A 25670-nucleotide genomic window follows, 5' to 3' on the forward strand; every position below is an offset into this window, starting at 1 on the left:
ACTGGTACCTCGTCGGGCACTGCCACCTTCGTCAAGCGATCCGCTGGCTCCGCCTCGACCGCGTCAGCGCCGCACACCTGACAACCCAGCCCGCCGCTCGTATCCCCATCGAGGCCGTGGGCACGCCGCCCACCACCGCCGAAGCCATCGCCGAGCTGTGACGCCACCCGACACCACCGACCAGTCCGCTACCAGGGTCGATGTCTGCCAGTGCAGCGTGGTGGGGCGGGCGGGACTCGAACCCGCGACCGAGGGATTATGAGTCCCCTGCTCTAACCTGCTGAGCTACCGCCCCGCTACCGCGCCGGATCGTAACCCGCCCAACGGATCACCGGCCACCACCGAACGGGCCGGCCGTGATGATCGGCCCGACACGATGGGCAACGCGAGGATAACAGCGCGCAGCAGGCCGATCCCCGCCGTGGTCCCCGCCCGGGGCGGCACCGCTCAGCCCGCGGCGCGCAGCTCGGCCAGGACCGCGCCCGCCGTACGCCAGCCGCTGGCCAGCGCCCCCTGGATCGACGGGGTGTCCCGGTGGTCCCCGGCGACGAAGAGCCCGTCGCCGAGGGCGACCGGCTTGCGCAGCCGGCCCTGCGGGGGCGGCGCGGCGGGGAGGGCGGCCGGGACGGTGACGGTGGTGAGGTGGGTCCAGTCGGCGGTGGAGCGCCCGTAGAGGCGGTCGAGTTCGCGCCGCACCACCGGCTCGGGCGGGGCCTGCGGGCCGACCACCGAGGTGGCCACCAGGTGCTTCCCGGCCGGCGCGTACGTGGGTGCAGCGTTGCTCAGCACCACCGTGTTGGCGACCAACTCCCGGCGTTCCCCGTCGAGCAGCAGGATCGGCTCGGCCAGGGGCGGGGTGTCGGCGCTGTGGTAGTAGGTCGTGTAGCCGTGCATGCGTACTCGTTGGAGGCGGGGCAGCAGGGTGGTCGCCGCCGGCGGGTCCGCGGCGACCACGACGGCGCGGCAGGCGATCTCGCCGTCCCGGGTGCGGACCCGGGCGGGCGCGACCTCGGTGACCGGGGTGTCCAGCTCGATCAGTTCGGCGGGCAGCGGGTCGGCGATGGCCCTCGGCAGTGCGGCCATCCCCCGCGCGGGCAGGCCGATCCGGCCGCGGGCGAACGCGCGCAGCAGCACCGCGAGGACGTGGCTGGAGGTGGCCAGCTCACGGTCGAGGAGTACGCCGGAGAGGAACGGCCGGAGCAGCTCCTCGATGAACGGGTCGGAGAGCCCGGCCCGGCGCAGCGCCGCCTCGCTGGTGGTCTCCGGCGCGCCGAGCAGCCGGCCCACGGGCAGGGTGGCGCAGCCGGTGGCCAGCGCGGCGAAGCGCAGCCGGTCGCGGACCGAACCGATCCCGGCGGTCACCGTGCCGGCCGCCCCGGCGGGGTCGCGCAGCGGGTTGACCAGCCGGTCCAGGCGGTCGCCGCGGCGGACCAGCACCCCGGGGGTGAACCAGCCGAGATCGAGCCGGCCCAGGTCGAGCAGGCCGCCGAGCCGGGGGTACGCGGTGTTGAGCACCTGGAAGCCGCGGTCCAGCAGGTAGCCGTCGACCTCGTCGGTGGCCACCCGGCCGCCGAGCCGGTCGGCGGCCTCCAGCAGCCGCCAGGGCACGCCGGCGCGGTGCAGCCGGCGGGCGACGGCCAGGCCGGCGAGGCCGCCGCCGACGATGACGACGTCGGTCTCAACGGGCATGGGCCACCTCCGCGCCGGCCCGGTCGCGGTCGCGGTTGGACCGGGACAGCCGGCCGGGCCACCAGATCTTCGGCCCGATGTCGTACGCGAGCGCGGGCACCAGCAGCGACCGGACGACGATGGTGTCGAGCAGCACCCCGGCGGCGACCGCCACGCCCAGCTCGACGAGCACCACCAGCGGCAGGACGGCGAGCGCGGAGAAGGTGGCGGCGAGCACGATGCCGGCGGAGGTGATCACGCCACCGGTGACGGCGAGCCCGGTGAGCACCCCGGCCCTGGTGCCGCGCCGGACCGACTCCTCGCGGACCCGGCTCATCAGGAAGATGTTGTAGTCGATGCCGAGGGCGACCAGGAAGACGAATGCGAAGAGCGGGAACGACTGGTCGACGCCGGGGTAGTCGAGGACGTACCGGAAGATCAGCGCGCAGAGGCCGAGGGTGGCCAGGAACGACAGCACCACGGTGGCGATCAGCAGGATCGGGGCGACCAGGGCGCGCAGCAGCAGGGCCAGGATGACCGCGATGACCAGCAGCACCACCGGGATGATGACGTTGCGGTCCCGGGTGGCGGCGGCGGCGGTGTCCACGTTGATGGCGGTGAAGCCGCCGACCACGCTGTCCGAGCCGGGCACCTTGTGCACCGCCGCGCGCAGGTCGCGGACGGTCCGCTCGGCGCCGTCGCTGTCCGGCGGGTCGGAAAGGGTGGCCAGCAGCTGCACCCGCCCGTCGACGACCTTGGGCGGCGCGGTCGGGTCGACCGGCCCGGCCTGGCCCTGCTCGGTGAGCGGCCGGACCGAGGACACCCCCCGTACGCCCTGGGCCACCTGGGCGACCTGCCGGGCGGCGGCCTGGTCGGTGAAGATGGTGGCCGGGCTGCCGGTGCCGGCCGGGTAGTGCCGGGCGATCACCTCCTGCCCGGCCACCGAGTCGGGCCGGTGGGTGAACAGGTCGGACTGGCCGAGGGTGGTGGCGCCGAGCTGGGTGACCCCGACCGCGAGCGCGGCCAGGACGACCGCGGTGACCAGCCAGACGGCCCGGGCCCGCCGGGCCACGAAGCCGGCGACCCGCCCCCAGATGCCGTGCTCGGCGCGCGGGTCGGCGTGGTCGAAGCGGGGCCGGCGCGGCCAGAACGCCCACCGACCGCCGAGCAGCAGCAGGGCGGGCAGGAAGGTGAGCATGACCAGCAGGGTGGCGGCGATGCCGACGGCGGCGACCGGGCCGAGCGCCCGGTTGGAGTTCAGGCTGGACAGCAGCAGGCAGAGCAGGCTGACGATGACGGTGGCGCCGGAGGCGAAGATGGCCGGGGCGGCGCCTTTCCAGGCGATCCGCAGCGCGTCCCAGGGCCGCTCGTGCCGGTGCAGTTCCTCCCGGTAGCGGGCGATCAGCAGCAGCGCGTAGTCGGTGCCGGCGCCGAAGACCAGCACGGTGAGGATGCCCTGTGCCTGCCCGTTGAGCTTGATGACGTCGTTCTTGGCGAGGTGGTAGACGAAGAGCGAGGCCAGCCCGTACGACATGCCGGCGGCGAGCAGCGGGAAGATCCAGAGGACCGGGCTGCGGTAGACGACCAGCAGGATGATCAGCACCACGAAGAGGGTGACGAGCAGCAGCGGCCCGTCGATGGCGGTGAAGACCTGGATCAGGTCGGCGAGCAGCCCGGCCGGCCCGGCCACGTCGACGGTGAGCCCATCCCGGTCCGTACCGGTGATCTCCCGCAGCCGGTCGACGACCGCACGGATCCGCTCGCCCTCGGAGCTGTCGATCGGGACGATCACCTGCACGGCCTGGCGGTCCTGGCTGACGATGGGCGGCGGCAGCGGGCCGACCACGCCCGGCACCTGGGCGAAGCGGGCGGCGTCGGCCTGGACGCGCTGCTGGTCGGCGGGGGTGATCCCGGCGGTGCGCTGGTAGACGACGAGAGCCGGGGTGGTCTCCTTGGCGACGAAGCCGGCGGAGAGGTTCTGGGCCCGGGTGGCCTCGGCGTTCGCGGGCAGGAAGGAGGCATTGTCGTTGGTGGCGACGTCGCCGAGCTTCCCCGAGTACGGCCCGGCGATCCCGCCGACGACGAGCCAGCCCAGCACGACCGCGAGGGCGACCAGCGTCGCCGTCCAGCGGCTCAGTCCTCCGGCCATCTCCACCCACCTCGAATCGACGCACCGACCGACGCAGGGGAGTGCCAAGCCGACATCGCCCATCCTGCCGGGCGGAAGGGCGCGGGCGGGCAGAAACCACCCGGCCGGGAGCGGGAGCGGGAGGTCGTACGAGAAACGCCCGTCGGCGAAGGCCGACGGGCGTCGTGTGGAGTGAAGCTCCCCCGATTGGACTCGAACCAATAACCTGCCGGTTAACAGCCGGCTGCTCTGCCAATTGAGCTACAGGGGACCGTGCACCGCCCGGCTGCCGGATCTCTCCGCGCCGTGCGACGGGGACAAGAGTACAGGACATCGGGGGGTGGCGCGCCAGGGGGTTACCCCATCCACCGGGACCGCCCGGCAAGCCCGGCGACCCGCCGACAATACGGACAAATCGTCGTCTCGGCACAAGGAGGCATGAGCGGAGAGCAGGATGGGTAGTTAGCCGCCGACAGAGGACTCAGGCGCGAGATGGTCGTGCCCGCCGGACGCCTCCGGTGGGGACGGCGGCGCGTCAGGTACGGAAGGAGCCGCCATGCGCGGAAAGATCATGTTTCTTGGCGGGCTGGCTGCGGGATTCGTCCTGGGCGCCCGTGCCGGCCGGGAGAAGTACGAGGAGCTGGTGGTCCGCGGCCGCAAGGTGCTCGACCATCCGACCGTCCAGGAGGCGGCCGGTGTCGCGCAGGCCCAGGCGACCCGGCTCTACGCCGAGGGCAAGGACAAGCTGGGGCAGACCAAGCTGGGCGAGAAGCTGAGCAGCGGCAACGGCAACAAGCAGGGGTTGACCGCCGCCGACAAACCGTTCGCGGGTACGCCGGCCGCGGTCGGCGCGAAGTCCGGCTCGACCGGCACGGGGTCGACCAGCGCGACCGGCTCGACGACCACCAGCACGAGCACCAAGTCGTCCGGCACGAGCAGCAGCGGCAGCAACCTCTGACACATCCGGGCAGCGGGCCGGTCGCCATCGGGCGACCGGCCCGCTTCCATCTGTCCGAACAGCACCCACCCGCTCCCACTTTTGCTCATCCTGAACAAAAGTGGAGCTGGTTCGGCGAAAACTTCTGGCTTCAACCTCTTCTCTTTGGTCCCGTCCGCAAATATCGTCTCGCGTAGAACCTGGCCAGGCTCTCGTCACCTCCCCAGCGACCTCCTCAGCCTCGTCCCGGCGCTGAGGCGGACCCGCCCGACCAGAGCGAGGTTCGATGCGCAGATCGTTCGGCCGCAGGGCCGCCACCCATCTCAGCCTGCTCGCCCTCGTCGGCGCGACGCTCGTCGCGACGGCCGAGCAGACTCCGACCCCGGCGCAGGCCGCGCCGGTGCTCAACGCCCCCGCACCCAACAGCAACGGCATCCAGTACAAGGTGCTGATCTTCACCCGGTCGGCCAGCGGCAACAACGCCGCCACCGCGGCCGGCGTACAGGCCATCCAGCAACTCGGGCAGGAACGGCGCTTCACCGTCGAGGTCACCAACGACCCCCGCAAGTTCGACGAGTCGCACCTGAAGCAGTTCCGTGCCGTGGTGTTCCTCAACACCGCCGGCGACGTGCTCAACGACGCCCAGCAGGCGGCCTTCGAGCGGTACTACCGCGACGGCGGCGGCTTCGTCGGCGTCAACTCCGCCATCGAGGCCGAACCGGACTGGTCCTTCCTCACCAACGTGCTCGGCACCCGGGCCACCGGCGCGCCGTCGGCGGCCAGCACGGCCACCGTCACCGTCGCCGACCGGGTCCACCCGGCCTCGAAGGAACTGCCGCAGCGGTGGAGCACCACCGACCGGTGGTACAACTTCGCGGCCAACGTCCGGGGCGTCTCGCACGTGCTGGCCACGGTGGACGAGAAGACGTACACCGGCGGCACCATGGGCTTCGACCACCCGATCACCTGGTGCAAGGACTACCAGGGCGGCCGGTCGTTCTACACCGGACTCGGCGCCACCCCGGACAGCTACGACAGCGCGGACCTGCGGGCCCACCTGGGCGGCGCGATCCAGTGGGCGGCCGGGGTGACCAACGGCGACTGCGGCGCGACCGTGCTGGCCAACTACCAGATGACGGTCATCGGGGCGCAGCCCAACGTCAACGAGCCGATCGGCTTCGACGTGCTCCCCGACGGCCGGGTGATCCAGACCGACCGGCGCGGCGGTGTACGGCTGCACAACCCGGAGACGAACGAGACCACTGTCCTGGCCCAGATCCCGGTGTACACCCACAGCGAGGACGGGATGTACGGCCCGGCGATCGACAACGACTTCGCCACCAACAAGTGGGTCTACCTCTACTACGCGCCCCCGCTGGACACCCCGACCGGCGGCGCGCCGACCACCAGCACCGACCCGCACGCCTGGGACGTGTGGAAGGGCTACTTCCAGCTCTCCCGCTTCAAGTTCGTCGACGGCGACACGCCCTCGCTGGACCTGAGCACCGAGCAGAAGATCCTCCAGGTGCCGGTCGACCGGGGCGCCTGCTGCCACGTGGCCGGTGACATCGCGTTCGACTCCAAGAACAACCTCTGGCTGGTCACCGGGGACGACACCCCGGCCGGCGGCGGCGGGTCCGGCGGCTTCTCGCCGCACAACGACTCGGTCAGCGCCACCGGCGTCTACCAGGCCCCGTTCGTCGACGCCCGGCGCAGCTCGGCCAACACCAACGACCTGCGCGGCAAGATCCTGCGGATCACCGTCGGCGCGGACGGGTCGTACACCGTCCCGGCGGGCAACCTGTACCCGCCCGGCACCGACAAGACCCGGCCGGAGATCTACGCGATGGGCTTCCGGAACCCGTTCCGGATCACCCTGGACAAGAACGACGTCGCCTACATCACCGACTACTCCCCCGACTCCTCGACCCCGCAGGTCGGGCGGGGACCGGCCGGCACCGGCCGGATGATGGTGGTCGACAAGCCGGCGAACTACGGCTGGCCGATGTGCGTGCAGCCGAACCTGCCGTACATCGAGATGAACTGGACCACCAGCCCCATCTCCCCGGTCGCGCCCTTCGACTGCGCGGCGCCGAAGAACACCTCGCGGCACAACACCGGCCTGACCGATCTGAAGCCGGTGGAGAAGTCCGAGCTGTGGTACTCGTTCCAGGCGCCGACGCCGTGCCCGGAGTCCTACCTGTCCACGCCCACGCAGACCTGTCCCGTGCTCTTCCCCGAGCTGGGCACGGGTGGCGTCGGCCCGCACGGCGCGGCGAAGTACGACTACGACCCGGAGCTGAGGTCGGAGACGAAGTTCCCCGAGTACTACGACGGCGCCATCTTCTTCGGTGAGTTCACCCGGGACACCCTCAAGGAGATCCGGCTGGACGACAAGGGCGACATCCTGAAGATCAACAATGTGTTGAACTGCGGGCAGGCGCCGACCACCCCGGCCAAGCCGTTCCTCTGCGACAACCCGATGGACATGCGCTGGGGCAAGGACGGCAACTTCTACCTGCTGACGTACGGCGACGGGTTCTTCAACATCAACCCGGACGCGGCGATGCTGAAGTTCAGCTACGTCAAGGGCCTGCGGGCACCGACCGCGGTGCTCGGCGCGACCCCGACCAACGGCATCGCGCCGCTGACCGTCGCCTTCTCCAGCGAGGGCTCGAAGGACCCGGACCCGGCCGACTCCATCAGGTTCGCCTGGGACTTCGACGGCAACGGCACCACCGACTCGATCGACCCGAACCCGTCGTTCACCTACACCACCAACGGCGTCTACACCGCCCGGTTGACGGTGACCGACTCCAGCGGCAAGACCGCGTCGGCGAACACCACCATCACAGTCGGCAACACCGCGCCGACCGTCACCGTCAACACCCCGCTCGAGGGCGGCTTCTTCAGCTGGGGCGACGACATCCCGTGGACGGTCACGGTGACCGACCCGGAGGACGGGCCGGTCGACTGCAGCAAGGTCGAGGTGACCTTCGTGCTCGGCCACGACAGCCACGGGCACGGTGAGGCCAACCAGTTCGGCTGCTCGGGCGTGCTGCCCACGGACGCGGACGACGCCTCCCACGGCGGCTACATCTACGGCGTGGTCAGCGCGTCGTACACCGACAAGGGGGCCAACGGCCAGCCGGCGCTGACCACGGTGGACCAGCAGATCATCCAGGCCAAGCGGCAGGAGGTCGAGTTCGCCGCCGACGAGTCCGGCACCACGGTCGGCACCAGCGCGGACACCGGGGGCGGGCAGCAGCGCGGCAGCCTCGACAACGGCGACTGGATCGCGATCAACAACACCGTGAACCTGACGAACATGCAGTCGGTGACGCTGCGCACCTCCGGGGGCAGCGCCGCCACCGCCGGGCAGCCCCGGTTCGCCGTCCAGTTCCGGCTGGACTCCCCCACCGGTCCGCTGCTGACCACCGCCACGGTCAACGCGACCAGCGGCAACAACGCCTTCACCAGCACCACGGTGCCGATCACCGACCCGGGCGGGACGCACAAGCTCTACCTGGTCTTCACCACCGTCAGCGGCGGTCCGGCCAGCGGCTTCGGCAACCTCAACTGGGTCGAGTTCACCGGCCAGGGCATCGGCGTCACCCCGTGACGCCCGGGTGGGGGCCGCCGGTGGCGGCCCCCACCCGCACCGACTCCCCCGACACCCACCATCACCTCCGAAAGGCTGTCACGACATGACCGACACACAGCACGGGATGAGCCGCCGCCGGATGCTCGGCACCCTCGCCGGGGCGGCCGGCGCGGTCGCCGTCGGCGCGGCCGGCTGGGCCCCCTCCGCCGCAGCGGAAGGCAACGGCCTGCTCGTCCCGACCGGCAAGCGCGGCATCATCCTCTACAGCGTCCGCGACCGGATCGGCGCCGCCGACGACGGCAGCGGCGTGCCGTTCGGCTTCGAGCGGGTGCTCGGCCGGCTCGCCGAGATCGGCTACCAGGAGGTCGAGTTCGCCGGGTACACCCAGCACACCTCGATCCTCGGCCGGCAGATCACCCCACAGGAGATCCGCAAGATCCTCGACGACAACGGGCTGCGCGCCAACGGCTCGCACGCCTCGGTCCCGGGCACGGTCAACGCGACCACCATCGCGCAGTTCGAGCAGACCCTGGACACCGCCGAGATCCTCGGCATGTCGCACATCGGCACCGGCAGCGACCCGACCGGCAGCAACTACAAGGCCGACTGGGACGCCGCCGTCGACCGGTGGAACACCTTCGGCGAGATGGCCGCCGCCCGGGGGCTGAAGCTGTACACCCACAACCACGACGCGGCGTACAACTTCCTGCTGGACAGCGGCCCGCTGGACGCGGCGGGCCGGCCGACCCGGTCCTCCGGCGTCCGCAAGCTGGAGTACTTCATCGCCCGGACCAACCCGGAGTGGGTCTGGTTCGAGATGGACATCTACTGGGCGCACGTGGCGCAGTACCGGCACCGCAGCTACACCGACCCGGACGGGGTGACCCAGACCAGCATCTTCGACCCGCTGGCCGTGGTCGCCGCCCAGCCGATCCGGTTCCCGCTGTTCCACGCCAAGGACGGCAAGATCAACACGAACACCACCAACGGGTACGACATGGTGCCGCTCGGCCAGGGCGACATCGACTACGGCGGCTTCTTCGCCAACATGGGCGCCAAGGGCTACCACAACCCGATGTGGGAGCAGGACACCGCGCCCGGCGGCAGCGCCGACCCCGGCCGGTCGCTGCGCTACGCCGAGATCAGCTACCAGCACATGGCGAGCCTGCGGGGCTGACCGACCCCGCGGAACCGTAGGGGCCGTCCCCGGGAAACCGGGGGCGGCCCCTCCGCGTCACGCGGTCGTGACGCGGGTGTGGCACATTCCGGGGGGAGGTGATCGCGATGAGCATGGTCGGACCGGAGAACGCCGACCAGGCGCGGCTGCTGTGCCTGCTGCGCGACGACGGCCCGCGCTCGCGGGTGGAGCTCGCCGACGTCCTGGGCCTGCCCCGGGCCCGGTTCGCCGCCGAGCTGGAGCGGCTGACCGGGCTCGGCCTGGTGGAGAGCGCCGGGCCGGCAGCGTCCCGGGGCGGCCGGCGGTCGTCGCTGCTCCGGCTCGGCAAGCAGGTCCGGTTCGGGGCGGTCGTCCTCGGCGGCGGACGGCTCGACGTCGCGCTCACCGACGGGGAGCTGACCGTGCTCGCCCGCCACACCGAGCCGGTCGACGTGCGGCTCGGGCCGGAGGTGGTGGTCGGCCGTGCGGTGGAACTCCTCGGCAAGCTGCGGGCCGAGGCGGGGCTGGCCCGGTTGACCGGGGTCGGGGTGGCCCTGCCCGCGCCCGTCGCGGTCCGCGACGGCGCGCCGGTCGCCCCGCCCGCCCTGCCCGGCTGGCACCAGTTCCCGGTCCGCGACACCATCGCCGCCGAGCTGGGCTGCCCGGTGCAGGTCGACAACGACGCCAACGTGATGGCCCTCGGCGAGCGGCACGCCGGCACCGGCCGGCCGTTCGACGACTTCCTCTACGTCAAGCTCGGCGACGCCGTCGGCTGCGGGCTCGTGCTCGGCGGGGCGCTCTACCGGGGCGCGACCAGCGGGGCGGGCGACATCGGCCACCTCCAGCTCACCGAGGACGGGCCGCTCTGCGTCTGCGGCAACTCCGGCTGCGTCGAGGCGTACTGCGGGGACGCCGCCCTGCTGCGCGAGGCGGTGACCGCCGCGCGGGCCGGGCGTTCGGCGGCGCTCGCCGAGCGGCTGGCCGCGGCCGGCACGCTGACCATGGCCGACCTGGCGGGCGCGGCGACCGGCGGGGACGGATGCGCCCAGACCCTGATCCGGGACGCCGCCCGGCGGCTCGGGCAGGTGCTGGTCGGCCTGGTCAGCTTCGTGAACCCGGCCATCGTGATCATCGGCGGGGCGGCGCCCGGCATCGGCCCGGTCCTGCTCGCGGAGATCCGCGGCGTGGTCTACCGGCGCTCGACGCCGCTGGCCACCGGGAGCATGCCGATCGTCCTGTCCGACCTCGACGACCGGGCCGGCCTGATCGGCGCGGCCCGCCTGGTCAGCGAGCAGGTCTTCGCGCCCTGCTGAGGCGCGGATCGGCGACCCGGCGGTGTCCGGTCCCGCGGACACCGCCGGGTCGCCCACGCGGCGCCGTGCGGTCAGTCCCGGCTGCTGCTGAAGGCGGCGTCGAAGGCCGCCGCCGGGGCGTCGAAGGCCAGCCGGCGGACGAACTGGAGCGCCTCGGGGGCGCCGACCAGGCGGTCCATGCCGGCGTCCTCCCACTCGATCGAGATCGGGCCGTCGTAGCCGATCGCGTTCAACGCCCGGAAGCAGTCCTCCCAGGGCACGTCGCCGTGACCGGTGGAGACGAAGTCCCAACCGCGGCGCAGGTCCGCCCAGGGCAGGTGGGAGGAGAGCCGGCCGCGCCGGCCGTCCCCGGTACGGACCTTCGCGTCCTTGCAGTCGACGTGGTAGATCCGGTCGGCGAAGTCGAAGATGAAGTTGACCGGGTCCAACTCCTGCCAGACGAAGTGCGACGGGTCCCAGTTCAGCCCGAACGCGGGCCGGTGGCCGATCGCCTCCAGGGTCCGCTTGGTGGTCCAGTAGTCGTACGCGATCTCGCTCGGGTGCACCTCGTGGGCGAAGCGCACCCCCACCTCGTCGAAGACGTCGAGGATCGGGTTCCAGCGGTCGGCGAAGTCCTGGTAGCCGCGCTCGATCATGGCCGGCGGCACCGGCGGGAACATCGCCAGGGTGTGCCAGATCGACGAGCCGGTGAAGCCGACCACCGTCTTCACGCCGAGCTTCGCCGCCGCCCGCGCGGTGTCCTTCATCTCCTCGGCGGCGCGGCGCCGGACGCCCTCCGGCTCACCGTCACCCCAGATCCGGGCGGGGAGGATGTCCTGGTGCCGCTCGTCGATGGGGTGGTCGCAGACCGCCTGCCCGACGAGATGGTTGGAGATGGCGAAGACCTGGAGGTTGTGCTTGGCGAGGGTGGCCCGCTTCCGGTCCACGTACGAGTCGTCGGCGAGCGCCTTGTCGACCTCGAAGTGGTCGCCCCAGCAGGCGATCTCCAGGCCGTCGTACCCCCACTCGGCGGCGAGCCGGCAGACCTCGTCGAACGGAAGATCGGCCCACTGGCCGGTGAAGAGCGTGATGGGTCGCGCCATTGTCCTTCTCCCCTGATGTGATGGGGGATTCCGTAGCGGACCGGGGCGAGGGCGGCCGGGTGCGGGCGACCCCGTCGGAGCACCGGTGGGCGCGGTCGCGCCTGGGCCCGTCGGGTTGCGCCTCCCGGCGGGTCACCGGCCACCTCGCGGTCGCCGCCCCCACTCTATTTCCGCTGCCCCGCAAGCGGAAGGGGCTACTGGAGCGGGGTGTGAAGAAGGGGCCCCTTCACCACGCCAGGCGTTAACCGGGGGCCCTTCCTTGCACCTCAGTGGCGGCGGTGGGCGGCGCGGGTGGTGAGGTCGGCAAGCGCCGAGCGGGCGGGCTCGGCCAGCGGCAGCCGGTCCAGCAAGGCACGGGCCTCTTCGACCCGGGTCCGGATCATCCCCTCGATCCGCTCCCGCGCCCCGGTCGCCTCGATGATCCCGCGTACCTCGGCCGCGCCCGCCGCTCCCAGCGCCGCGTCGCCGACCAGGCTCCGCAGGCGGGCCGCCTGCGCCGGGTCGGCGGCGGCCCGGGCCAGCGCCAGCAGCACCGTGGACTTCCCCTCCCGCAGGTCGTCCAGGTTGGACTTGCCGGTGACCGCCGGGTCGCCGAAGACGCCGAGCAGGTCGTCGCGGAGCTGGAAGGCCTCGCCGAGCGGGTCGCCGAAGTCCGCCAGCGCCGCCACCGTGTCCGGCTCGGCGCCGGCCAGGGCGGCGCCGATCTGCACCGGCCGGGTCACCGTGTAGCGGGCCGTCTTCATCCGGATCACGGTGAGCACGTCGGCCACCGAGCTCTCGCCGGCCGTGCCCACCACGTCCAGGTACTCCCCCGCGATCACCTCGGCCCGCATCCGGGCGAAGAGGACGTGTCCCCGCCGGATCCGCTCGTGGTCGAGCCCGCAGCCGTGGAACATCTGCCCCGACCAGGCGGCGCAGAGGTCGCCGCAGAGCAGGGCCGCGTCCCGGCCGTACGTCTCCGGGTCGCCGCGCCAGCCGGAGCGGGCGTGCAGGTCGGCGAAGACCCGGTGCACGGTGGGCTCGCCGCGCCGCCGGTCGCTGCCGTCGAGGATGTCGTCGTGGATCAGGGCGAAGGCGTGGAACAGTTCCAGCGCCGCCGCCGCGACCACGATCGGCTGGCCGTCGGGGCCGCCGAAGCCCCGCCAGCCCCAGTAGCAGAAGAGCGGCCGCAGCCGCTTGCCGCCGGCCAGCACGAACCGGCGGAGCACGGCGTGGACGGCCGGCGTCCCGTCGTCCGACCGACCCGTCCGCCGCTCGCGCAGGAACGCGGCGAGCGCGTCGTCGAAGCGTTCCCGCAGCAGGGTCGGGTCGGTCGGTGCGACGGCGAGGGTCATGGCGCCTCCGAGGCCAGTCCGGCGAGCTGGAGCAGCAGGGCCTTCACGTCGGTGGCGGCGAGCCGGTCCCGGGCCGCGGTGGGGTCGGAGCAGAGCAGCACCGGCCCGTCGGCCGGGTCGGCGGGCAGCCGGCCGTGCGAGCCGCGGACCGCCCGCGCCCCGGCGTCCAGCCCGACCACGCTCATCAGGTACCGCATGCCGAGCTTCTTGCGGGCCAGGGCCACCGCCGCCCGCCGCTTCGCGGCCCCCGGGGCGGCCGGGTCGAAGAACAACTCGGCGGGGTCGTAACCCGGCTTGCGGTGGATCTCCACGAGGCGGGCGAAGTCGGGCGCGCGCGCGTCGTCGAGCCAGTAGTAGTACGTGAACCAGGCGTCCGGCTCCGCCACCAGCACCAGCTCGCCGGAGCGGGCGTGGTCCAGCCCGTACCCGGCCTGGCCGGCGGCGTCCAGCACCTCGGCCACCCCGGGCAGCGCCGCGCACAGCTTGGCCACCGCCGGCACGTCCGCCGGGTCCTTGACGTACACGTGCGCCACCTGGTGGTCGGCGACCGCGAACGCCCGGGACGTCCACGGGTCCAGGTACTCCATGCCGGCCTGGGTGTAGACCCGCAGCAGCCCCTCGGCGCGCAGCAGCCGGTTGACGTCGACCGGGCGGGAGACGTCGGTGATGCCGTACTCGGAGAGCGCCACCACCGTCGCGTCCTGTGCCCGGGCGGCGTCGAGCAGCGGGGCCAGCACCGCGTCCAGCTCCGCCGCCGCGGCGGCGGCCTCCGGCCCGGACGGCCCGAAGCGTTGCAGGTCGTAGTCGAGGTGCGGCACGTACACCAGGGTCAGGTCGGGCGACTGCTCGGTGAGGATCTTCTCGGCCGCCCGGCAGATCCACCGGGACGAGGGCAGCCCGGCGCCCGGCCCCCAGTAGGTGAAGAGCGGGAAGGTGCCGAGCGCGTCGGTCAGGGTGTCGTGCAGCTCGGGCGGGTCGGTCCAGCAGTCCGGCTCCTTGCGGCCGTCGGCGTGGTAGATCGGGCGGGGCGTCACCGTCCAGTCCACGTCGGCGCCCATCGCGTACCACCAGCAGACGTTCGCGACCCGGTAGCCGGGCTCCACCCGCCGGGCCGCCTGCCACAGCTTCTCCCCGCCGACCAGCGCGTTGTGCTGCCGCCAGAGCAGCACCTCGCCGAGGTCGCGGAAGTACCAGCCGTTGCCGACGATGCCGTGCCCGGAGGGCGGTTCGCCGGTGAGGAAGGTGGACTGCACCGAGCAGGTGACCGCGGGCAGCACGGTGCCCAGCTCGGCGGTGAAGCCGGACTCGGCGACCGCGCGCAGCCGGGGCATGTGCGCCAGCAGCCGCGGGGTCAGCCCCACCACGTCCAGCACCACCAGTCGCCTGCTCATGCCGGCACCTCGCTCCGCTCGGCGCCGGCCTGAGGCACGACGACGCTGTGTCGAAGGTTCGCTCGCTGACGCTCGCTCACCGGCCCACCCCCACGGTCGTGGCCAGCCCGAGGGCGGCCAGCTCCGCGCGGGTGAAGGCCAGCTCGGCGGCGATGCCGATGGCCAGCTCCCCGCCGGTACGCGGCCGCCGCGACTCCGGCAGCACGCCCCAGGTGTACGTCTCGACGTCGAGGTGGTCGCAGCCGGCGACCGGTCCGGCGTAGAGCGCGGCCAGGGCCGCCCGCAGCACCGGCATGGTGGAGGTCAGCGGCGGCTCGGGCGGGGCGTGCAGCGGTACGTGGTAGTGCACCCGCCACGGCCCGGGCAGGCGTGCGTCCAGGGCGGCGTCCAGGTCGTCCGCCGCGTACGCCGGGTGGGCCGGGTCGGCGGCGCCCGCGCAGCCGGCGGTCCGGGTCTGGTGCAGGAAGCGCGGCTCGACCCAGCGGCGCAGCGCCTCGGCGGACCCGGCCGGGTCGGTCGCGGCGAGGGCGGCGGAGACCTGCACCTTCACCACCGGCAGCCCGGCGGCGCGGAGCCGGCCCAGCGCCTCGACCGGCTCCTCCCAGGCGCAGGCGAGGTGCGCCAGGTCCACGCAGATCCCGAGCCGGTCGGTATCCATGGCTGACAATACCTCGGACGCCTGTCCCGTGGACTCCACCAGACAGCCCGGTTCCGGCTCGAAGCCGACCCGGACGGTCCGGCCGGTCTCCCGTTCCACCGCCGCGAGTCCGGCGGCCAGCTCGTCGAGGCGGCGTCGGGCGGCGTCGGCCCGATCGGCGTCCCAGGGGGTACGCCAGGCCAGCGGCAGGGTGGAGACCGAGCCGCGGGCCGCGTCGTCGGGGAGCAGGTCGGCCAGCACCCGGGCCAGGTTCAGCGTGTAGCCGAGCCGGTCCGGGGTGGTCCAGTCCGGGTGGTAGACCGCGCCCTTCACCACCGGCGCCTGGAAGGCCGCGTACGGGAAGCCGTTGAGGGTGACCACCTCGAGCCCGCGTACGGTCAGCTCGTGCCGGAGCCGGCGGCGGGCCGCCGGGTCGGCGGCCAGTTCGGCGGCGACCGGGGCGGCCAGCCACAGTCCCAGGCCGAGCAGGTCCACGTCGAGCGCCCGCCGGACGTTGACCGCGTACGTGTCGAGCTGGGCGAGGACGCCGGCCAGGTCCTCGGCGGGGTGGACGTTGGTGCAGTAGCCGAGGTGGACGGTGCTGCCGTCGGCGTGCCGGAACCGCATCACTCGCCCCCGCGCAGGATGGAGTTGCCGGCGAAGGTGGGCGCCGGCGCGTCCAGGTCGGTGAGGTCCAGCCGGCCCGACTGGCCGTAGAACTCCACCGGGTTGCGCCACAGCACCCGGTCCACGTCGTCCTCGGTGAAGCCGGCGTGCAGCATCGCCTCCCCGGTGGCCCGGGTGAGCAGCGGGTCGGAGCGCCCCCAGTCGGCGGCCGAGTTGACCAGCATCCGCTCGGTCCCGTACGTCTTCAGCAGCTCGACCATCCGGGGCGGCGACATCTTCGTCTCCGGGTAGATGGAGAAGCCCAGCCAGCACCCGGTGTCCCGGACCAGCTTCACGGTGACCTCGTTGAGGTGGTCGACCAGCACCCGGCCCGGGTCGATGCCGGACTCGGCGACCACCGCCAGGGTGCGCTCGACCCCGCGTGCCTTGTCCCGGTGCGGGGTGTGCACCAGGGCGGGCAGGTCGTGCCCGACGGCCAGGGCGAGCTGCCCGGCGAAGGCGGCGTCCTCGGCCGGGGTCATCGAGTCGTAGCCGATCTCGCCGACCGCGACCACGCCGTCCTTGTCCAGGTAGCGCGGGAGCAGGTCGAGCACCGGGCGGCAGCGCGGGTCGTTGGCCTCCTTCGGGTTCAGCGCCACGGTGGCGTGGTGCCGGACGCCGAACTGCCCGGCCCGGAACGGCTCCCAGCCGATCAGCGAGTCGAAGTAGTCGACGAACGTGTCGACGCTGGTGCGCGGCTGGCCGAGCCAGAAGGCGGGCTCCACCACCGCGCGTACCCCGGCGGCGGCCATCCGCTCGTAGTCGTCGGTGGTCCGGGACGTCATGTGGATGTGCGGATCGAAGATGCGCATCACGCCTCCCTGGCGGTGGTGGGGTGCGAGCCGGCGCCGAGCCGGTCGAGCAGGGCGGTGGCGTCGGCGGGCATGGTCCGGCCGGCCGCGTGCCGTTCGGCGGCGAGCCCGGCCAGCATCGCCCCCAGCTCGCCGTCCGCCCGGGCGTCCAGGTCGTCGACGACGGCCAGCGGCACGCCGGTGAAGACGCACTTCAGCACGGCCTGCCGCCAGGCCGGCTGCTCCAGGTGCCGGGCGTACGGGCCGAGCGCGGCGGCGACCAGCCGGGTGTCGTTGGTGCGGATCGCGTCGTGCAGCAGCGGCACGCACTCCGCCCCGATCGGCAGCAGCGGCAGGGCCCGCAGCACGGCCCGCTTCTCGGCGGCGTCGCCGTGCCGGTAGAGCGAGTCGGCCACCACCGCGTGGTCGGCGGGGAGCGCGGCCAGCAGCAGCGCCCGGGCCGCCTCGTCGACGGTCCATCCGGACGGGTCCGGCAGCGGCCCCCGACCGCACCGCCGGGCGGCGGCGGCGAACAGCCGCGGGATCGCCACGGGTTCGGTCGCGACGCGGCGCAGCGCCGCGTCCAGCCACTGCGGATCGGGTACGCCGTGCAGCGCGGCGCGCAGTCGGTCGGGTGTCATGCCGTCTCCCCTCTGAGCCGGGTGGCAGGTGGTCAGCCACCGCCTTTGGCGGCGGTGCGCAGGAAGTCGAGTGAGCGGGCGGCGACGGTGGGCGCGGCGTGCGAGTGCCGGGGCAGTTCCACCGCCACCAGCCCGCGGTAGCCGGCGTCGGCGAGGGCGCGCAGCACCGGCGGGAAGTCGATCTCGCCGGTGCCGAACTCCAGATGCTCGTGCACGCCCCGGCGCATGTCGTCGATCTGCACGTTGACCAGGTGGGCGGCGACCGCCGCCACGCAGTCGGGCACCGGTGCCGGCTCCAGGCAGCGGCAGTGCCCGATGTCGAGGGTGATCCCGAACGCCGGCGGCGCGCCGAGCGCGTCCCGCAGCCACCGCCAGCCGGCGATGTCCTCGACCAGCATCCCCGGCTCCGGCTCGAAGCCGAGCGGCACGCCGGCCGCCTCCGCCGCGGCGCACACCGTGGCGCAACCGGCGACCAGGCGGTCGCGGGCAACGTCCGCCGGCACCTCCGGCGGGCGTACGCCGGCCCAGAAGGAGACCGCCTCGGCGCCCAGGTCCGCGCCGATCCGGACGGCCCGGCGGAGGAACTCGATGCGTAGGGCGGGGTCGTCGTGCAGCAGTGTCGGGGCGTGCTTGTGCCACGGGTCGAGCAGGTAGCGGGCCCCGGTCTCGACCACCACCCCGAGGCCGAGGGCGCTCAGCCGGCCGGCGACGGCGGCGACCCGGCGGGCCAGCCCGGGGGCGAACGGGTCCAGGTGGTCGTGGTCCAGGGTGAGCGCGACGCCGTGGTAGCCGAGGTCGGCCAGGACCGCGAGCGCGTCGGTGAGCCGGTGGTTGGCGAAGCCGTTGGTGCCGTACCCGAAGCGGAGGGCGGCCGGGCTGAGCGGCGGCCGGTCCGGTCCGGGAGGCGGCGAGCCGGTCATGTGGGCGAGATCAGTCGGGCCAGGCGGCGGCCGAGCGGCGCGGCGGCGGCGACGGCGAGGCCGAGCAGCCGGGCGCCGGCCCGGGCGGTCAGCGCGCCCTGCAACGCGGGCAGCCCGGTGATGCCCGCGCCGACGGCGGCACGCACCCGGGGCGGCGACGGGTCGGCGAGCACCCGGGCCTGGGCGCCCCCGTAGCGGGTGGCGTAGCCGGCGGCGAGCGCCATCGGGACCGGGTCGGCGCGGCCGAGCGCGGTGGCCGCCACCAGGGCGGTGCCGGCCAGGGTTGCCTGCGGCAACCGCCGGTCCGCGCCGGAGACCTCGCGCCGGGACAGCGCGGTGACGGTCCAGGTGTGCGCGGCCACGGTCAGCGCCGCCGGCACCGCCCGGAGCAGCCCGCGCCCGGCCGGGACCGCCCGCCCGGCGGTCCGCGCCACGCTCCGGCCGGAACGGCGCGACCGGCCCGAACCGGTGCCCCGGCCGGACCCACCCGGCCCGGGGCTCGCGCCGAGCAGGACGTCCAGGCCCCGGCAGGCGGCCATCACGGCCGGGCCGGCCGCGGTGTCCTTGGCCAGCAGGTCGTACCCCCAGATGGCGGCGGCGAGCGGGACCGCCACGGCGGCGGCGCGGCGGCCGCCGGCGGCGGTGGCGAGGGCGACCCCGGCGGCGGTCAGGCCGGCGGCGAGGCCGAGCGCGGCGGCCGGGCGGACCCGGCCGGACGGGATCGGCCGCTCGGGGCGCTCGACGGCGTCCAGCCGCCGGTCGGCCCAGTCGTTGCCGGCCATGCCGGCCCAGTAGAGCAGCACCGACGCTCCGGCCAGCGCGGGCGTACGCCGGTCCAGCGTGCCGGCCGCCGCCGCGCCGGCCAGCACGTCCCCGGGTACGGAGAGCGCGGCGGGCGCCCGGACCAGCTCGGCGAGGTCGGCGAGGCGGCTCATCGGGCCGCCCCGGCGTGCAGGGCGGCGACGAACTCCCGGAGCAGGGTCCACTGCTCGGCCAGCGCGTGGGTGGGCGCGTCGATCCCGTCCTTGAAGAAGAAGGCCAGCTCGGCCAGCGGCCCGGTCCGGCCGGCGGCGTGCGCGGCGGCGGTGAGCCGGGCCAGGTCGAGCACCAGCGGCGCGGCCAGCGCGGAGTCGCAGCCGTGCCAGGTGAACTCCATCCGCATCCCGGTGCCGAGGAAGCCGGCGAAGGTGACCAGGTCCCAGGCGGTCTTGAAGTCGCCCAGCTCCGCGACGTGGTCGATCCGGGTGTCGCCCTGCGGGACGTAGCCGAGGGTCTCCCCGAGCACCCGCTGCTTGCTGGCCACCTTGGCGGCGTTCGCGGCCGGTTCGGCGAGCGTGGCGCCGTCCCCGCCGCCGAGCAGGTTCACCCCGGACCAGGTGCGCACGGCCAGGTGTCGCATCGCGAACATCGGCGCGAGCACCGACTTGATCAGGGTCTCCCCGGTCTTGCCGTCGTGCCCCGCGTACGGCAGGTCGCGCTCGGCGGCGAGCGCCGCCAGGGCCGGCAGCCGCGCGCCGGTGGACGGGGTGAAGTCGACGTACGGGCAGCCGGCGGTGAACGCCGCGTACGCGTACGCCGAGCTGGGCGGCAGCACGTCGGCGGGGCCGGCCAGCGCGTCCCGCAGCGCGGCGAGGTCGTGGTGGGCCGGGTGCGCGGCGGGGGCCGGTTCGGTGGCGGAGACGTTGACCACCACCACCCGGTCCAGCCCGTGCCGGCTCCGGAACGCGGTCAGGTCGCGGGCCACGGCGTCGATCCGGTCGGCCTGGGTGCCGCCGGTCGGGGCGGGCCGCAGCGCCTCCTCGACGGCGGCCAGCTCACCCGCGAGGGCGTCGACCAGCCGCCCGGGCAGCACCCCGGCGGCGGCGAGCGTCTCGGCCCGTTTGGCCAGCGGGGTGGCGACCACGTCGTGGCCGCCCAGGACGAGGTCGGTGAAGGCGGGCAGGGCCGGCCCGCGCAGCTCCGGCAGCTCGGTGACGCAGCCGGTCGGGCCGGTGAGCCCGGCCCGCAGGGCCAGCGCCCCGACGATGCTGGTGGTCGCGACCGAGCCACGCGCTCCCACCAGCCAGACACCCGTACGCATCGTGCTTCCTCCCCAGGTCCTCGTCGGGCCGGTCGGCCGGTGCGGCCGGGGAATCCCGGTCCGGCCGCACCGGACGGCCGTGCTGGTTCGTGCCGTCCGGAGGCTTCCGGCGGCACGCATCCCGGAGCGGTCGACCTCGTCCCCGCCGTGGGGCGCAACCACGGCGGGCCCTCGCCGGTCGACTCCGGGAGGCTGGTCGGGCGGCGCCGGGGGCGCCGCGCCGGGTCAGGCGGCCAGTTCGGCCAGCGTCGGCTCCACCTCCGTCCACGCGGCCAGTTCGGCGGAGCGGACCACCGCGTCCAGCACGAGCTGGACCTGCAACGCGTCGGCGAACGACGGCGTCGGGTCGGTGCCGGTGGCGACCGCCTCGACGAAGTCGCGCATCTCGTGGGTGAAGGAGTGCTCGTAGCCGATGATGTGGCCGGGCGGCCACCAGGCCGACATGTACGGGTGCTCCGCCTCGGTCACCAGGATCCGGGTGAAGCCCTGTTCGGCGGCCGGCCGGGTGGCGTCGTAGAACTCCAGTTCGTTGAGGCGTTCCAGGTCGAACACCACCGAGCCGAGCGATCCGTTGATCTCCACCCGGAGGGCGTTCTTGCGGCCGGTGGCGAACCGGCTCGCCTCGTACGTGGCGAGCGCGCCGCCGTCGAGCCGGGCCACGAAGACCGCCGCGTCGTCCACGGTGACCTGGCCCATCGCCCGGCCGTTGCCGTCGGCCTGCGCGGCCAGGCCGCTCGACCCGGCCGGCAACGGCCGTTCCTTGACGAAGGTCTCGGTCGCCGCGCTGACCCCGGTGATCAGCTGTCCGGTGACGTACTGGGTGAGGTCGATGATGTGCGCACCGATGTCACCCAGCGCGCCGGAGCCCGCCTTGTCCTTCTGCAACCGCCAGACCAGCGGGAACTGCGGATCGACGATCCAATCCTGCAGGTACACCGCCCGGACGTGCCGGATCTCGCCGAGCCGCCCGTCGGCCACGAGCTGCCGCATCATCGTGACTGCGGGCACTCGCCGGTAGTTGAACCCGCACATCGCGCGTACTCCGGCTGTCCGGGCGCGGGCGGCCGCGGCCGCCATCTCCCGGGCCTCCGCCACCGTGTTGGCGAGGGGCTTCTCGCAGAGCACGTGCTTGCCGGCGGCCAGGGCGGCGATGGCGATCTCGCAGTGGCTGTCCCCCGGTGTGCAGATGTCGACCACGTCGATCTCGTCGGACTCGACCAGCCGGCGCCAGTCCGTGGTGTGCCCCTCCCAGCCGAGCCGGTCGGCGGCCTCGGCCACCTTCCCGCCGTCCCGGCCGCAGATGAGCGCCATCCGGACCCGCGCCGGCAGGTCGTACACCCGGTTCACGGTGCGCCACGCCTGGGAGTGCGCGGCGCCCATGAACGCGTAGCCGACCATGCCGACCCGCAGGAGGTTGTCGTGAGTGGACAAGGTGGGTCTCCCCCCGTGTGTCAGAACCCGAGCTTCAGGTAGTTGCTCGCGTTCTCCTTGGTGATCGTCTCGGAGGCGAGCACGATCTCCTTCGGAACCTGGAGCTCCACCAGGTCGGACATGCCCTTGTTCTGGCCGATGAGCCGGGCCAGCGAGATGGCCGAGGAGGCCATCGACGGGCTGTAGGTGACGGTCGCCTTCAGGACGGTGTTGTCGGCCTGGATGTCCTCCATGGCCTTCTTCGAGCCGGCGCCGCCGACCATGAAGAACTCCTTGCGGTTGGCCTGGTTGACCGCGGCGAGGACCCCGATGCCCTGGTCGTCGTCGTGGTTCCAGAGCGCGTCGATCTTGGGCAGCGCCTGGAACAGGCCGGTGGCGGCCTGCTGCCCCGAGTCGGCGGTGAACTCGGCCGGGCGGCGGTTGGCCACCTTCAGCCCGTACGAGGCGAGGGTGTCGGCGAAGCCCTTGGAGCGTTCCTGGGTCAGCTCCAGCGAGTCGATGCCAGGAATCTCCCCGATCACCGGGTTGCTGACGCCCTTGGCCTTGAGCTGCTCGGCGATGTAGGTGGCGGCGGCCACGCCCATGCCGTAGTTGTCGCCCTTGATCTGGAGCCGGTAGGCCCGCGCGTCGGGGAAGGCCCGGTCCAGGTTGACCACCGGGATGCCGGCCTTCATCGCCTCCAGGCCGAAGGCGTTGAGCTCCTTGCCGTCGTGCGGCAGCAGCACGATCACGTCGGGCTTCTGGGAGAGCAGGGTGGACAGCGCCGCGCGCTGGGCCGCCGCGTCCGCGCCGGCCTCCACCGACTTGAGCTCCACGTCCGAGTACGCCCCGGCCTGCGCCTTGGCGTTGTTGGTGATGGCGGCGATCCAGCCGTGGTCGGCGGCCGGGGCGGAGAAGCCGATGGTCACCTTCTTGCCCGGCTCGCTGTTGCCGCCGGTCGCCGCCGCCTTGGTCTGCGCGGCGGTGGGGGTCTGCTCGTTGCTGGTGCACGCGGTGAGCAGTGCGCCGGCGCCGAGCGCGGCCCCGCCGAAGAGCAGCCGGCGGCGCGACAGGTCGCGACCCTGCGTTGTCATGACGGCCTCCTGGATGAGGTGGTGGGGTGAAAAAGGGTGTGCTGGGCCCGGCCACCGTCGCTGTCGAGGTGGCCGCCGGTCGTGCGGTGGGATCAGGTGGTGGTGACCCGGTTACGGGCGAGGAACTGCTTGAGACTGCCGAACTGCACCTGCTGGACGAGGACGGCGGCGACGATGATGCCGCCCTTGACCATGTTCTGGGCCTCGGTGGAGAGGCCGTTGATGGCGAAGAGGTTGGTGATGGTGGAGAAGATGACCACCCCGAGCAGGGACCCGATGATGGTGCCCCGCCCGCCGCTGAGCAGCGTGCCGCCGATGATCGCGGCGGCGATCGCGTCCAGCTCGTAGAGGTTCGCCATCGCCGCCTGGGCGGAGGTGGCCTGCGCGGTCAGCATGATCGCGGCGATGCCGCAGCAGAGGCCGGAGAGCCCGTAGAGCAGCAGGGTGTGCCGGCGGACGTTGATGCCGGCGAGCCGGGCCGCCTCCGGGTTGCCGCCGACCGCCACCGTACGGCGGCCGAAGGTGGTCCGGTTGAGCAGCACCCAGCCGGCGATCACCACCGCGGCGAGGATGTAGACCAGCAGCGGGATGCCGAGCACGTTCGTGCTGGCGATGCCGTTGATGAACTGGTTGTTCGAGACCTGGGTCTGCTTGTCGGAGATCTCGGCGGCCAGGCCGCGGGCGGCCACCATCATGGCCAGCGTGGCGATGAACGGCACCAGCCGCCCGTACGAGATGAGCAGGCCGTTGACCACGCCGACGGCCAGGCCGACGGTCAGCGCGCTGAAGATCATGCCGCCGGCGCCGTAGCTCTGGGTGGCGACCGTGGTGCACCAGACCCCGGCGAGCGCCACGATCGCGCCGACCGACAGGTCGATGCCGCCGCCGATGATCACGAAGGTCATGCCGACGGTGACCACGCCGACCACCGAGGCGAGCTTGAGGATGGTGAGCGTGTTGCCCCACACCCAGCTCGCGTCGCCGTAGAGGTCGGGTCGGGTGAGGACGCCGATGACGACCAGCACCACCAGGGTGGCCAGCAGGCCGAGGTTGCGCTTGGCGCCCTCCCCGCCGTCGCCGCGCCACCAGGAGAGCCGGGCCGGCGCGTCGGCCTTGGCGGTCTCGGCCGGGTCGACCGGCGGCGACTGGGCCGGCAGCCCCGCCGCCCGTTCCGGCGTCGCGGTGGGTGTCGTGTCGGTCATGCCGCGGCCTCCGTCCACGTGTCGCTGTCTGCGCATCGCTCGGTCATGCCGGCGCGCCTTCCATGAGGGACCCCGCCATGACGAGGTCGAGCACGGTGTTCTCGTCGAGTTCGCCGGCCGGGGCCTCCCGGACCACCCGGCCCTCCCGCATCACCAGCACCCGGTCGGCCAGGCCGAGCACCTCGGGCACCTCGCTGGAGACCAGCAGCACCCCGACGCCCCGGGCGGCGAGCGCCCGGACGACCTGGTACAGCTCGGCCCGGGCGCCCACGTCGACGCCCCGGGTCGGCTCGTCGAGCAGCAGCAGCCGGGTGTCCCCGAGCAGCCACCGGCCGACCACCACCTTCTGCTGGTTGCCGCCGGAGAGGGTGCGCACCGGGCGGCGCACGTCCCGGGGCCGCAGTTCGAGGGAGTCGGCGATCCGGTCCGCCTCGGCCCGTTCCCGACCGGCGTCGGTGAAGCCGAGGCGGGCGTACCGGCCGAAGGTGGCCAGGGTGACGTTGCGGTAGATCGGTTCGCCGAGCAGCAGCGCCTGGCTCTTGCGCTCCTCCGGGGCCATCCCCATGCCGGCCCGGACCGCCGCGCCCACGCTGCCCGGGCGCAGCGTCCGGCCGTCCATCCGGACCGTGCCGGCCTGCGCCCGCCGCGCGCCGTAGATGGTCTCCAGCAGCTCGGAGCGGCCCGAGCCGACCAGGCCGGCGATGCCGACGATCTCCCCGGCCCGCACGGTCAGCGACACGTCGGCGAACTCGCCGTGCCGGGTCAGCCCGTCGACCCGCAGCAGCTCCGCGCCGGGGCGGTCCTCGGCCGGGCGGTCCGGGAAGACGTACTCGATGGTCCGCCCGGTCATCCGGGCGACCAGGTCCCGGGTCGGGGTGTCGCGGGCCGGCAGGTTCGCCGCGGTGGTCCGGCCGTCCTTGAGTACGGTGACCCGGTCGCCGATCTCGCGGATCTCCTCCATCCGGTGCGAGATGTAGATGACCGCGATGCCCTGCGCGGTGAGCTCCCGGATGATCCGGAACAGGTTGCCGACCTCGTCGTGGGCGAGCACGGCGCTCGGCTCGTCCATGATGATCAGTCGGGCCTCGTGGGAGAGCGCCCGGGCCATGCTGACGATCTGCTTGCCGGCGGCGGGCAGGTGCCGCACCAGCCGGCCGAGCGGGATCTCCGGGTGGCCGAGCCGGGCCAGGATCTGCCGGGTACGTCGGGCCATGTGGCCGCGGCGGACGAAGCCGAGCCGGCGCGGCTCGTGGCCGAGGAACGCGTTCTCCGCCACCGACAGGTCCTCGACCAGGTCGAGTTCCTGGTAGATGGTGGCGATCCCGGCCCGCATCGCGGCCTGCGGGTTGGCGAACGCGGCGGGCTGGCCGCGCCACTCGACCTCGCCGGAGTCCGGCCGGTGCACCCCGGCCAGCACCTTGATCAGGGTGGACTTGCCGGCGCCGTTCTGCCCGAGCAGGCAGTGCACCTCGCCGGCGCGCACCTCCAGCTGCACCCCGTCCAGCGCGCGTACGCCGGGGAAGGTCTTGACCACGTCGGTGAGACGCAGCACCACCTCGCCCGCGACGGTGTCGGCGGGGGCCTCCACCAGCGGCGCCTTCGTCACGTCGCCCTCC

General features: G+C 73.6%; 20 protein-coding genes and 2 tRNA genes. 5 read left to right on the forward strand and 17 right to left on the reverse strand.

Annotated elements, in window-relative coordinates:
- Window positions 1-161: WYL domain-containing protein (locus ACGFI9_RS36240; RefSeq protein WP_393185529.1), on the forward strand; the 161-nt coding region annotated here is incomplete at its 5' end.
- Between the two features lie 57 nt (window positions 162-218).
- Here ACGFI9_RS36240 and ACGFI9_RS36245 read toward each other — a convergent pair.
- The 4 genes from ACGFI9_RS36245 to ACGFI9_RS36260 form a co-directional block, all read right to left on the reverse strand.
- A tRNA-Ile gene (locus tag ACGFI9_RS36245) sits at window positions 219-295 on the reverse strand.
- Between the two features lie 152 nt (window positions 296-447).
- Window positions 448-1689, reverse strand: coding sequence for an NAD(P)/FAD-dependent oxidoreductase (locus ACGFI9_RS36250; RefSeq protein ID WP_393185444.1), 1242 nt, complete (start codon window positions 1687-1689; stop codon window positions 448-450).
- Window positions 1679-3817: an MMPL family transporter gene (locus tag ACGFI9_RS36255; protein ID WP_393185445.1), complete on the reverse strand. Its 2139-nt coding sequence runs from the start codon at window positions 3815-3817 to the stop codon at window positions 1679-1681. Before ACGFI9_RS36255 ends, ACGFI9_RS36250 begins: the two co-directional genes overlap by 11 nt.
- A gap of 177 nt (window positions 3818-3994) precedes the next feature.
- Window positions 3995-4067, reverse strand: a tRNA-Asn gene (locus tag ACGFI9_RS36260).
- A gap of 285 nt (window positions 4068-4352) precedes the next feature.
- On the opposite strand from ACGFI9_RS36260, the gene ACGFI9_RS36265 reads away from it, so the two are divergent.
- The 4 genes from ACGFI9_RS36265 (at window position 4353) to ACGFI9_RS36280 (ending at window position 10806) form a co-directional block, all read left to right on the forward strand.
- The gene (locus tag ACGFI9_RS36265; protein ID WP_393185446.1) at window positions 4353-4754 is read left to right on the forward strand and encodes a hypothetical protein; all 402 of its coding nucleotides are present in this window, start codon (window positions 4353-4355) and stop codon (window positions 4752-4754) included.
- 265 nt (window positions 4755-5019) lie between these two features.
- Window positions 5020-8355, forward strand: a complete 3336-nt coding sequence (locus ACGFI9_RS36270) for a ThuA domain-containing protein (protein ID WP_393185448.1) — start codon at window positions 5020-5022, stop codon at window positions 8353-8355.
- A gap of 85 nt (window positions 8356-8440) precedes the next feature.
- Window positions 8441-9514: a sugar phosphate isomerase/epimerase family protein gene (locus tag ACGFI9_RS36275; protein ID WP_393185450.1), complete on the forward strand. Its 1074-nt coding sequence runs from the start codon at window positions 8441-8443 to the stop codon at window positions 9512-9514.
- A gap of 107 nt (window positions 9515-9621) precedes the next feature.
- On the forward strand, window positions 9622-10806 hold the full coding sequence (locus tag ACGFI9_RS36280; RefSeq protein WP_393185452.1) for an ROK family protein: 1185 nt from the start codon (window positions 9622-9624) through the stop codon (window positions 10804-10806).
- A gap of 71 nt (window positions 10807-10877) precedes the next feature.
- Here ACGFI9_RS36280 and ACGFI9_RS36285 read toward each other — a convergent pair whose 3' ends face one another.
- From ACGFI9_RS36285 to ACGFI9_RS36345, 13 genes are all read right to left on the reverse strand, one after another.
- The gene (locus tag ACGFI9_RS36285; RefSeq protein ID WP_393185453.1) at window positions 10878-11888 is read right to left on the reverse strand and encodes a sugar phosphate isomerase/epimerase family protein; all 1011 of its coding nucleotides are present in this window, start codon (window positions 11886-11888) and stop codon (window positions 10878-10880) included.
- Window positions 11889-12154: 266 nt separating this feature from the next.
- Window positions 12155-13222 (reverse strand): polyprenyl synthetase family protein, encoded by a 1068-nt coding sequence (locus ACGFI9_RS36290; protein ID WP_393185455.1) that lies wholly within the window; start codon window positions 13220-13222, stop codon window positions 12155-12157.
- Entirely contained in the window at window positions 13219-14613 is a 1395-nt protein-coding gene (locus ACGFI9_RS36295; protein WP_393185457.1) for an alkaline phosphatase family protein, read from the reverse strand. Before ACGFI9_RS36295 ends, ACGFI9_RS36290 begins: the two co-directional genes overlap by 4 nt.
- Window positions 14614-14689: 76 nt before the next feature.
- A complete protein-coding gene (eboE, locus tag ACGFI9_RS36300) occupies window positions 14690-15877 on the reverse strand; it encodes a metabolite traffic protein EboE (protein ID WP_393185459.1) in 1188 nt (395 codons plus the stop codon).
- Window positions 15877-16728, reverse strand: a complete 852-nt coding sequence (locus tag ACGFI9_RS36305; RefSeq protein ID WP_393185461.1) for a TatD family hydrolase — start codon at window positions 16726-16728, stop codon at window positions 15877-15879. Before ACGFI9_RS36305 ends, eboE begins: the two co-directional genes overlap by 1 nt.
- Entirely contained in the window at window positions 16728-17348 is a 621-nt protein-coding gene (locus ACGFI9_RS36310) for an EboA domain-containing protein (protein ID WP_393185463.1), read from the reverse strand. The genes ACGFI9_RS36305 and ACGFI9_RS36310 overlap by 1 nt, the downstream gene beginning before the upstream one ends.
- Before the next feature lie 32 nt (window positions 17349-17380).
- Window positions 17381-18268, reverse strand: coding sequence for a sugar phosphate isomerase/epimerase family protein (locus ACGFI9_RS36315; protein ID WP_393185465.1), 888 nt, complete (start codon window positions 18266-18268; stop codon window positions 17381-17383).
- On the reverse strand, window positions 18265-19203 hold the full coding sequence (locus ACGFI9_RS36320) for an SCO3242 family prenyltransferase (protein ID WP_393185467.1): 939 nt from the start codon (window positions 19201-19203) through the stop codon (window positions 18265-18267). The genes ACGFI9_RS36315 and ACGFI9_RS36320 overlap by 4 nt, the downstream gene beginning before the upstream one ends.
- On the reverse strand, window positions 19200-20348 hold the full coding sequence (locus ACGFI9_RS36325) for an inositol-3-phosphate synthase (RefSeq protein ID WP_393185469.1): 1149 nt from the start codon (window positions 20346-20348) through the stop codon (window positions 19200-19202). Before ACGFI9_RS36325 ends, ACGFI9_RS36320 begins: the two co-directional genes overlap by 4 nt.
- 225 nt (window positions 20349-20573) lie before the next feature.
- Window positions 20574-21779: a Gfo/Idh/MocA family protein gene (locus ACGFI9_RS36330; RefSeq protein ID WP_393185471.1), complete on the reverse strand. Its 1206-nt coding sequence runs from the start codon at window positions 21777-21779 to the stop codon at window positions 20574-20576.
- 20 nt (window positions 21780-21799) lie between these two features.
- On the reverse strand, window positions 21800-22852 hold the full coding sequence (locus ACGFI9_RS36335; protein WP_393185473.1) for a substrate-binding domain-containing protein: 1053 nt from the start codon (window positions 22850-22852) through the stop codon (window positions 21800-21802).
- A gap of 92 nt (window positions 22853-22944) precedes the next feature.
- Window positions 22945-24054: an ABC transporter permease gene (locus ACGFI9_RS36340; protein WP_393185475.1), complete on the reverse strand. Its 1110-nt coding sequence runs from the start codon at window positions 24052-24054 to the stop codon at window positions 22945-22947.
- 43 nt (window positions 24055-24097) lie between these two features.
- Complete coding sequence (locus tag ACGFI9_RS36345) at window positions 24098-25660, reverse strand: sugar ABC transporter ATP-binding protein (RefSeq protein ID WP_393185477.1); 1563 nt, start codon at window positions 25658-25660, stop codon at window positions 24098-24100.
- Window positions 25661-25670: the final 10 nt, after the last annotated feature.

Origin of the sequence: Micromonospora sp. NPDC048930 (genome assembly GCF_043197935.1) — a bacterium.
Taxonomy (GTDB): domain Bacteria; phylum Actinomycetota; class Actinomycetes; order Mycobacteriales; family Micromonosporaceae; genus Micromonospora.

Bases quoted from the DNA above. Each gene is read 5' to 3' on its own strand.
- ACGFI9_RS36250 (WP_393185444.1), bottom strand. From the start codon at position 1,689: ATGCCCGTTGAGACCGACGTCGTCATCGTCGGCGGCGGCCTCGCCGGC.
- ACGFI9_RS36255 (WP_393185445.1), bottom strand. From the start codon at position 3,817: ATGGCCGGAGGACTGAGCCGCTGGACGGCGACGCTGGTCGCCCTCGCG.
- ACGFI9_RS36265 (WP_393185446.1), top strand. From the start codon at position 4,353: ATGCGCGGAAAGATCATGTTTCTTGGCGGGCTGGCTGCGGGATTCGTC.
- ACGFI9_RS36270 (WP_393185448.1), top strand. From the start codon at position 5,020: ATGCGCAGATCGTTCGGCCGCAGGGCCGCCACCCATCTCAGCCTGCTC.
- ACGFI9_RS36275 (WP_393185450.1), top strand. From the start codon at position 8,441: ATGACCGACACACAGCACGGGATGAGCCGCCGCCGGATGCTCGGCACC.
- ACGFI9_RS36280 (WP_393185452.1), top strand. From the start codon at position 9,622: ATGAGCATGGTCGGACCGGAGAACGCCGACCAGGCGCGGCTGCTGTGC.
- ACGFI9_RS36285 (WP_393185453.1), bottom strand. From the start codon at position 11,888: ATGGCGCGACCCATCACGCTCTTCACCGGCCAGTGGGCCGATCTTCCG.
- ACGFI9_RS36290 (WP_393185455.1), bottom strand. From the start codon at position 13,222: ATGACCCTCGCCGTCGCACCGACCGACCCGACCCTGCTGCGGGAACGC.
- ACGFI9_RS36295 (WP_393185457.1), bottom strand. From the start codon at position 14,613: ATGAGCAGGCGACTGGTGGTGCTGGACGTGGTGGGGCTGACCCCGCGG.
- eboE (WP_393185459.1), bottom strand. From the start codon at position 15,877: ATGCGGTTCCGGCACGCCGACGGCAGCACCGTCCACCTCGGCTACTGC.
- ACGFI9_RS36305 (WP_393185461.1), bottom strand. From the start codon at position 16,728: ATGCGCATCTTCGATCCGCACATCCACATGACGTCCCGGACCACCGAC.
- ACGFI9_RS36310 (WP_393185463.1), bottom strand. From the start codon at position 17,348: ATGACACCCGACCGACTGCGCGCCGCGCTGCACGGCGTACCCGATCCG.
- ACGFI9_RS36315 (WP_393185465.1), bottom strand. From the start codon at position 18,268: ATGACCGGCTCGCCGCCTCCCGGACCGGACCGGCCGCCGCTCAGCCCG.
- ACGFI9_RS36320 (WP_393185467.1), bottom strand. From the start codon at position 19,203: ATGAGCCGCCTCGCCGACCTCGCCGAGCTGGTCCGGGCGCCCGCCGCG.
- ACGFI9_RS36325 (WP_393185469.1), bottom strand. From the start codon at position 20,348: ATGCGTACGGGTGTCTGGCTGGTGGGAGCGCGTGGCTCGGTCGCGACC.
- ACGFI9_RS36335 (WP_393185473.1), bottom strand. From the start codon at position 22,852: ATGACAACGCAGGGTCGCGACCTGTCGCGCCGCCGGCTGCTCTTCGGC.
- ACGFI9_RS36340 (WP_393185475.1), bottom strand. From the start codon at position 24,054: ATGACCGACACGACACCCACCGCGACGCCGGAACGGGCGGCGGGGCTG.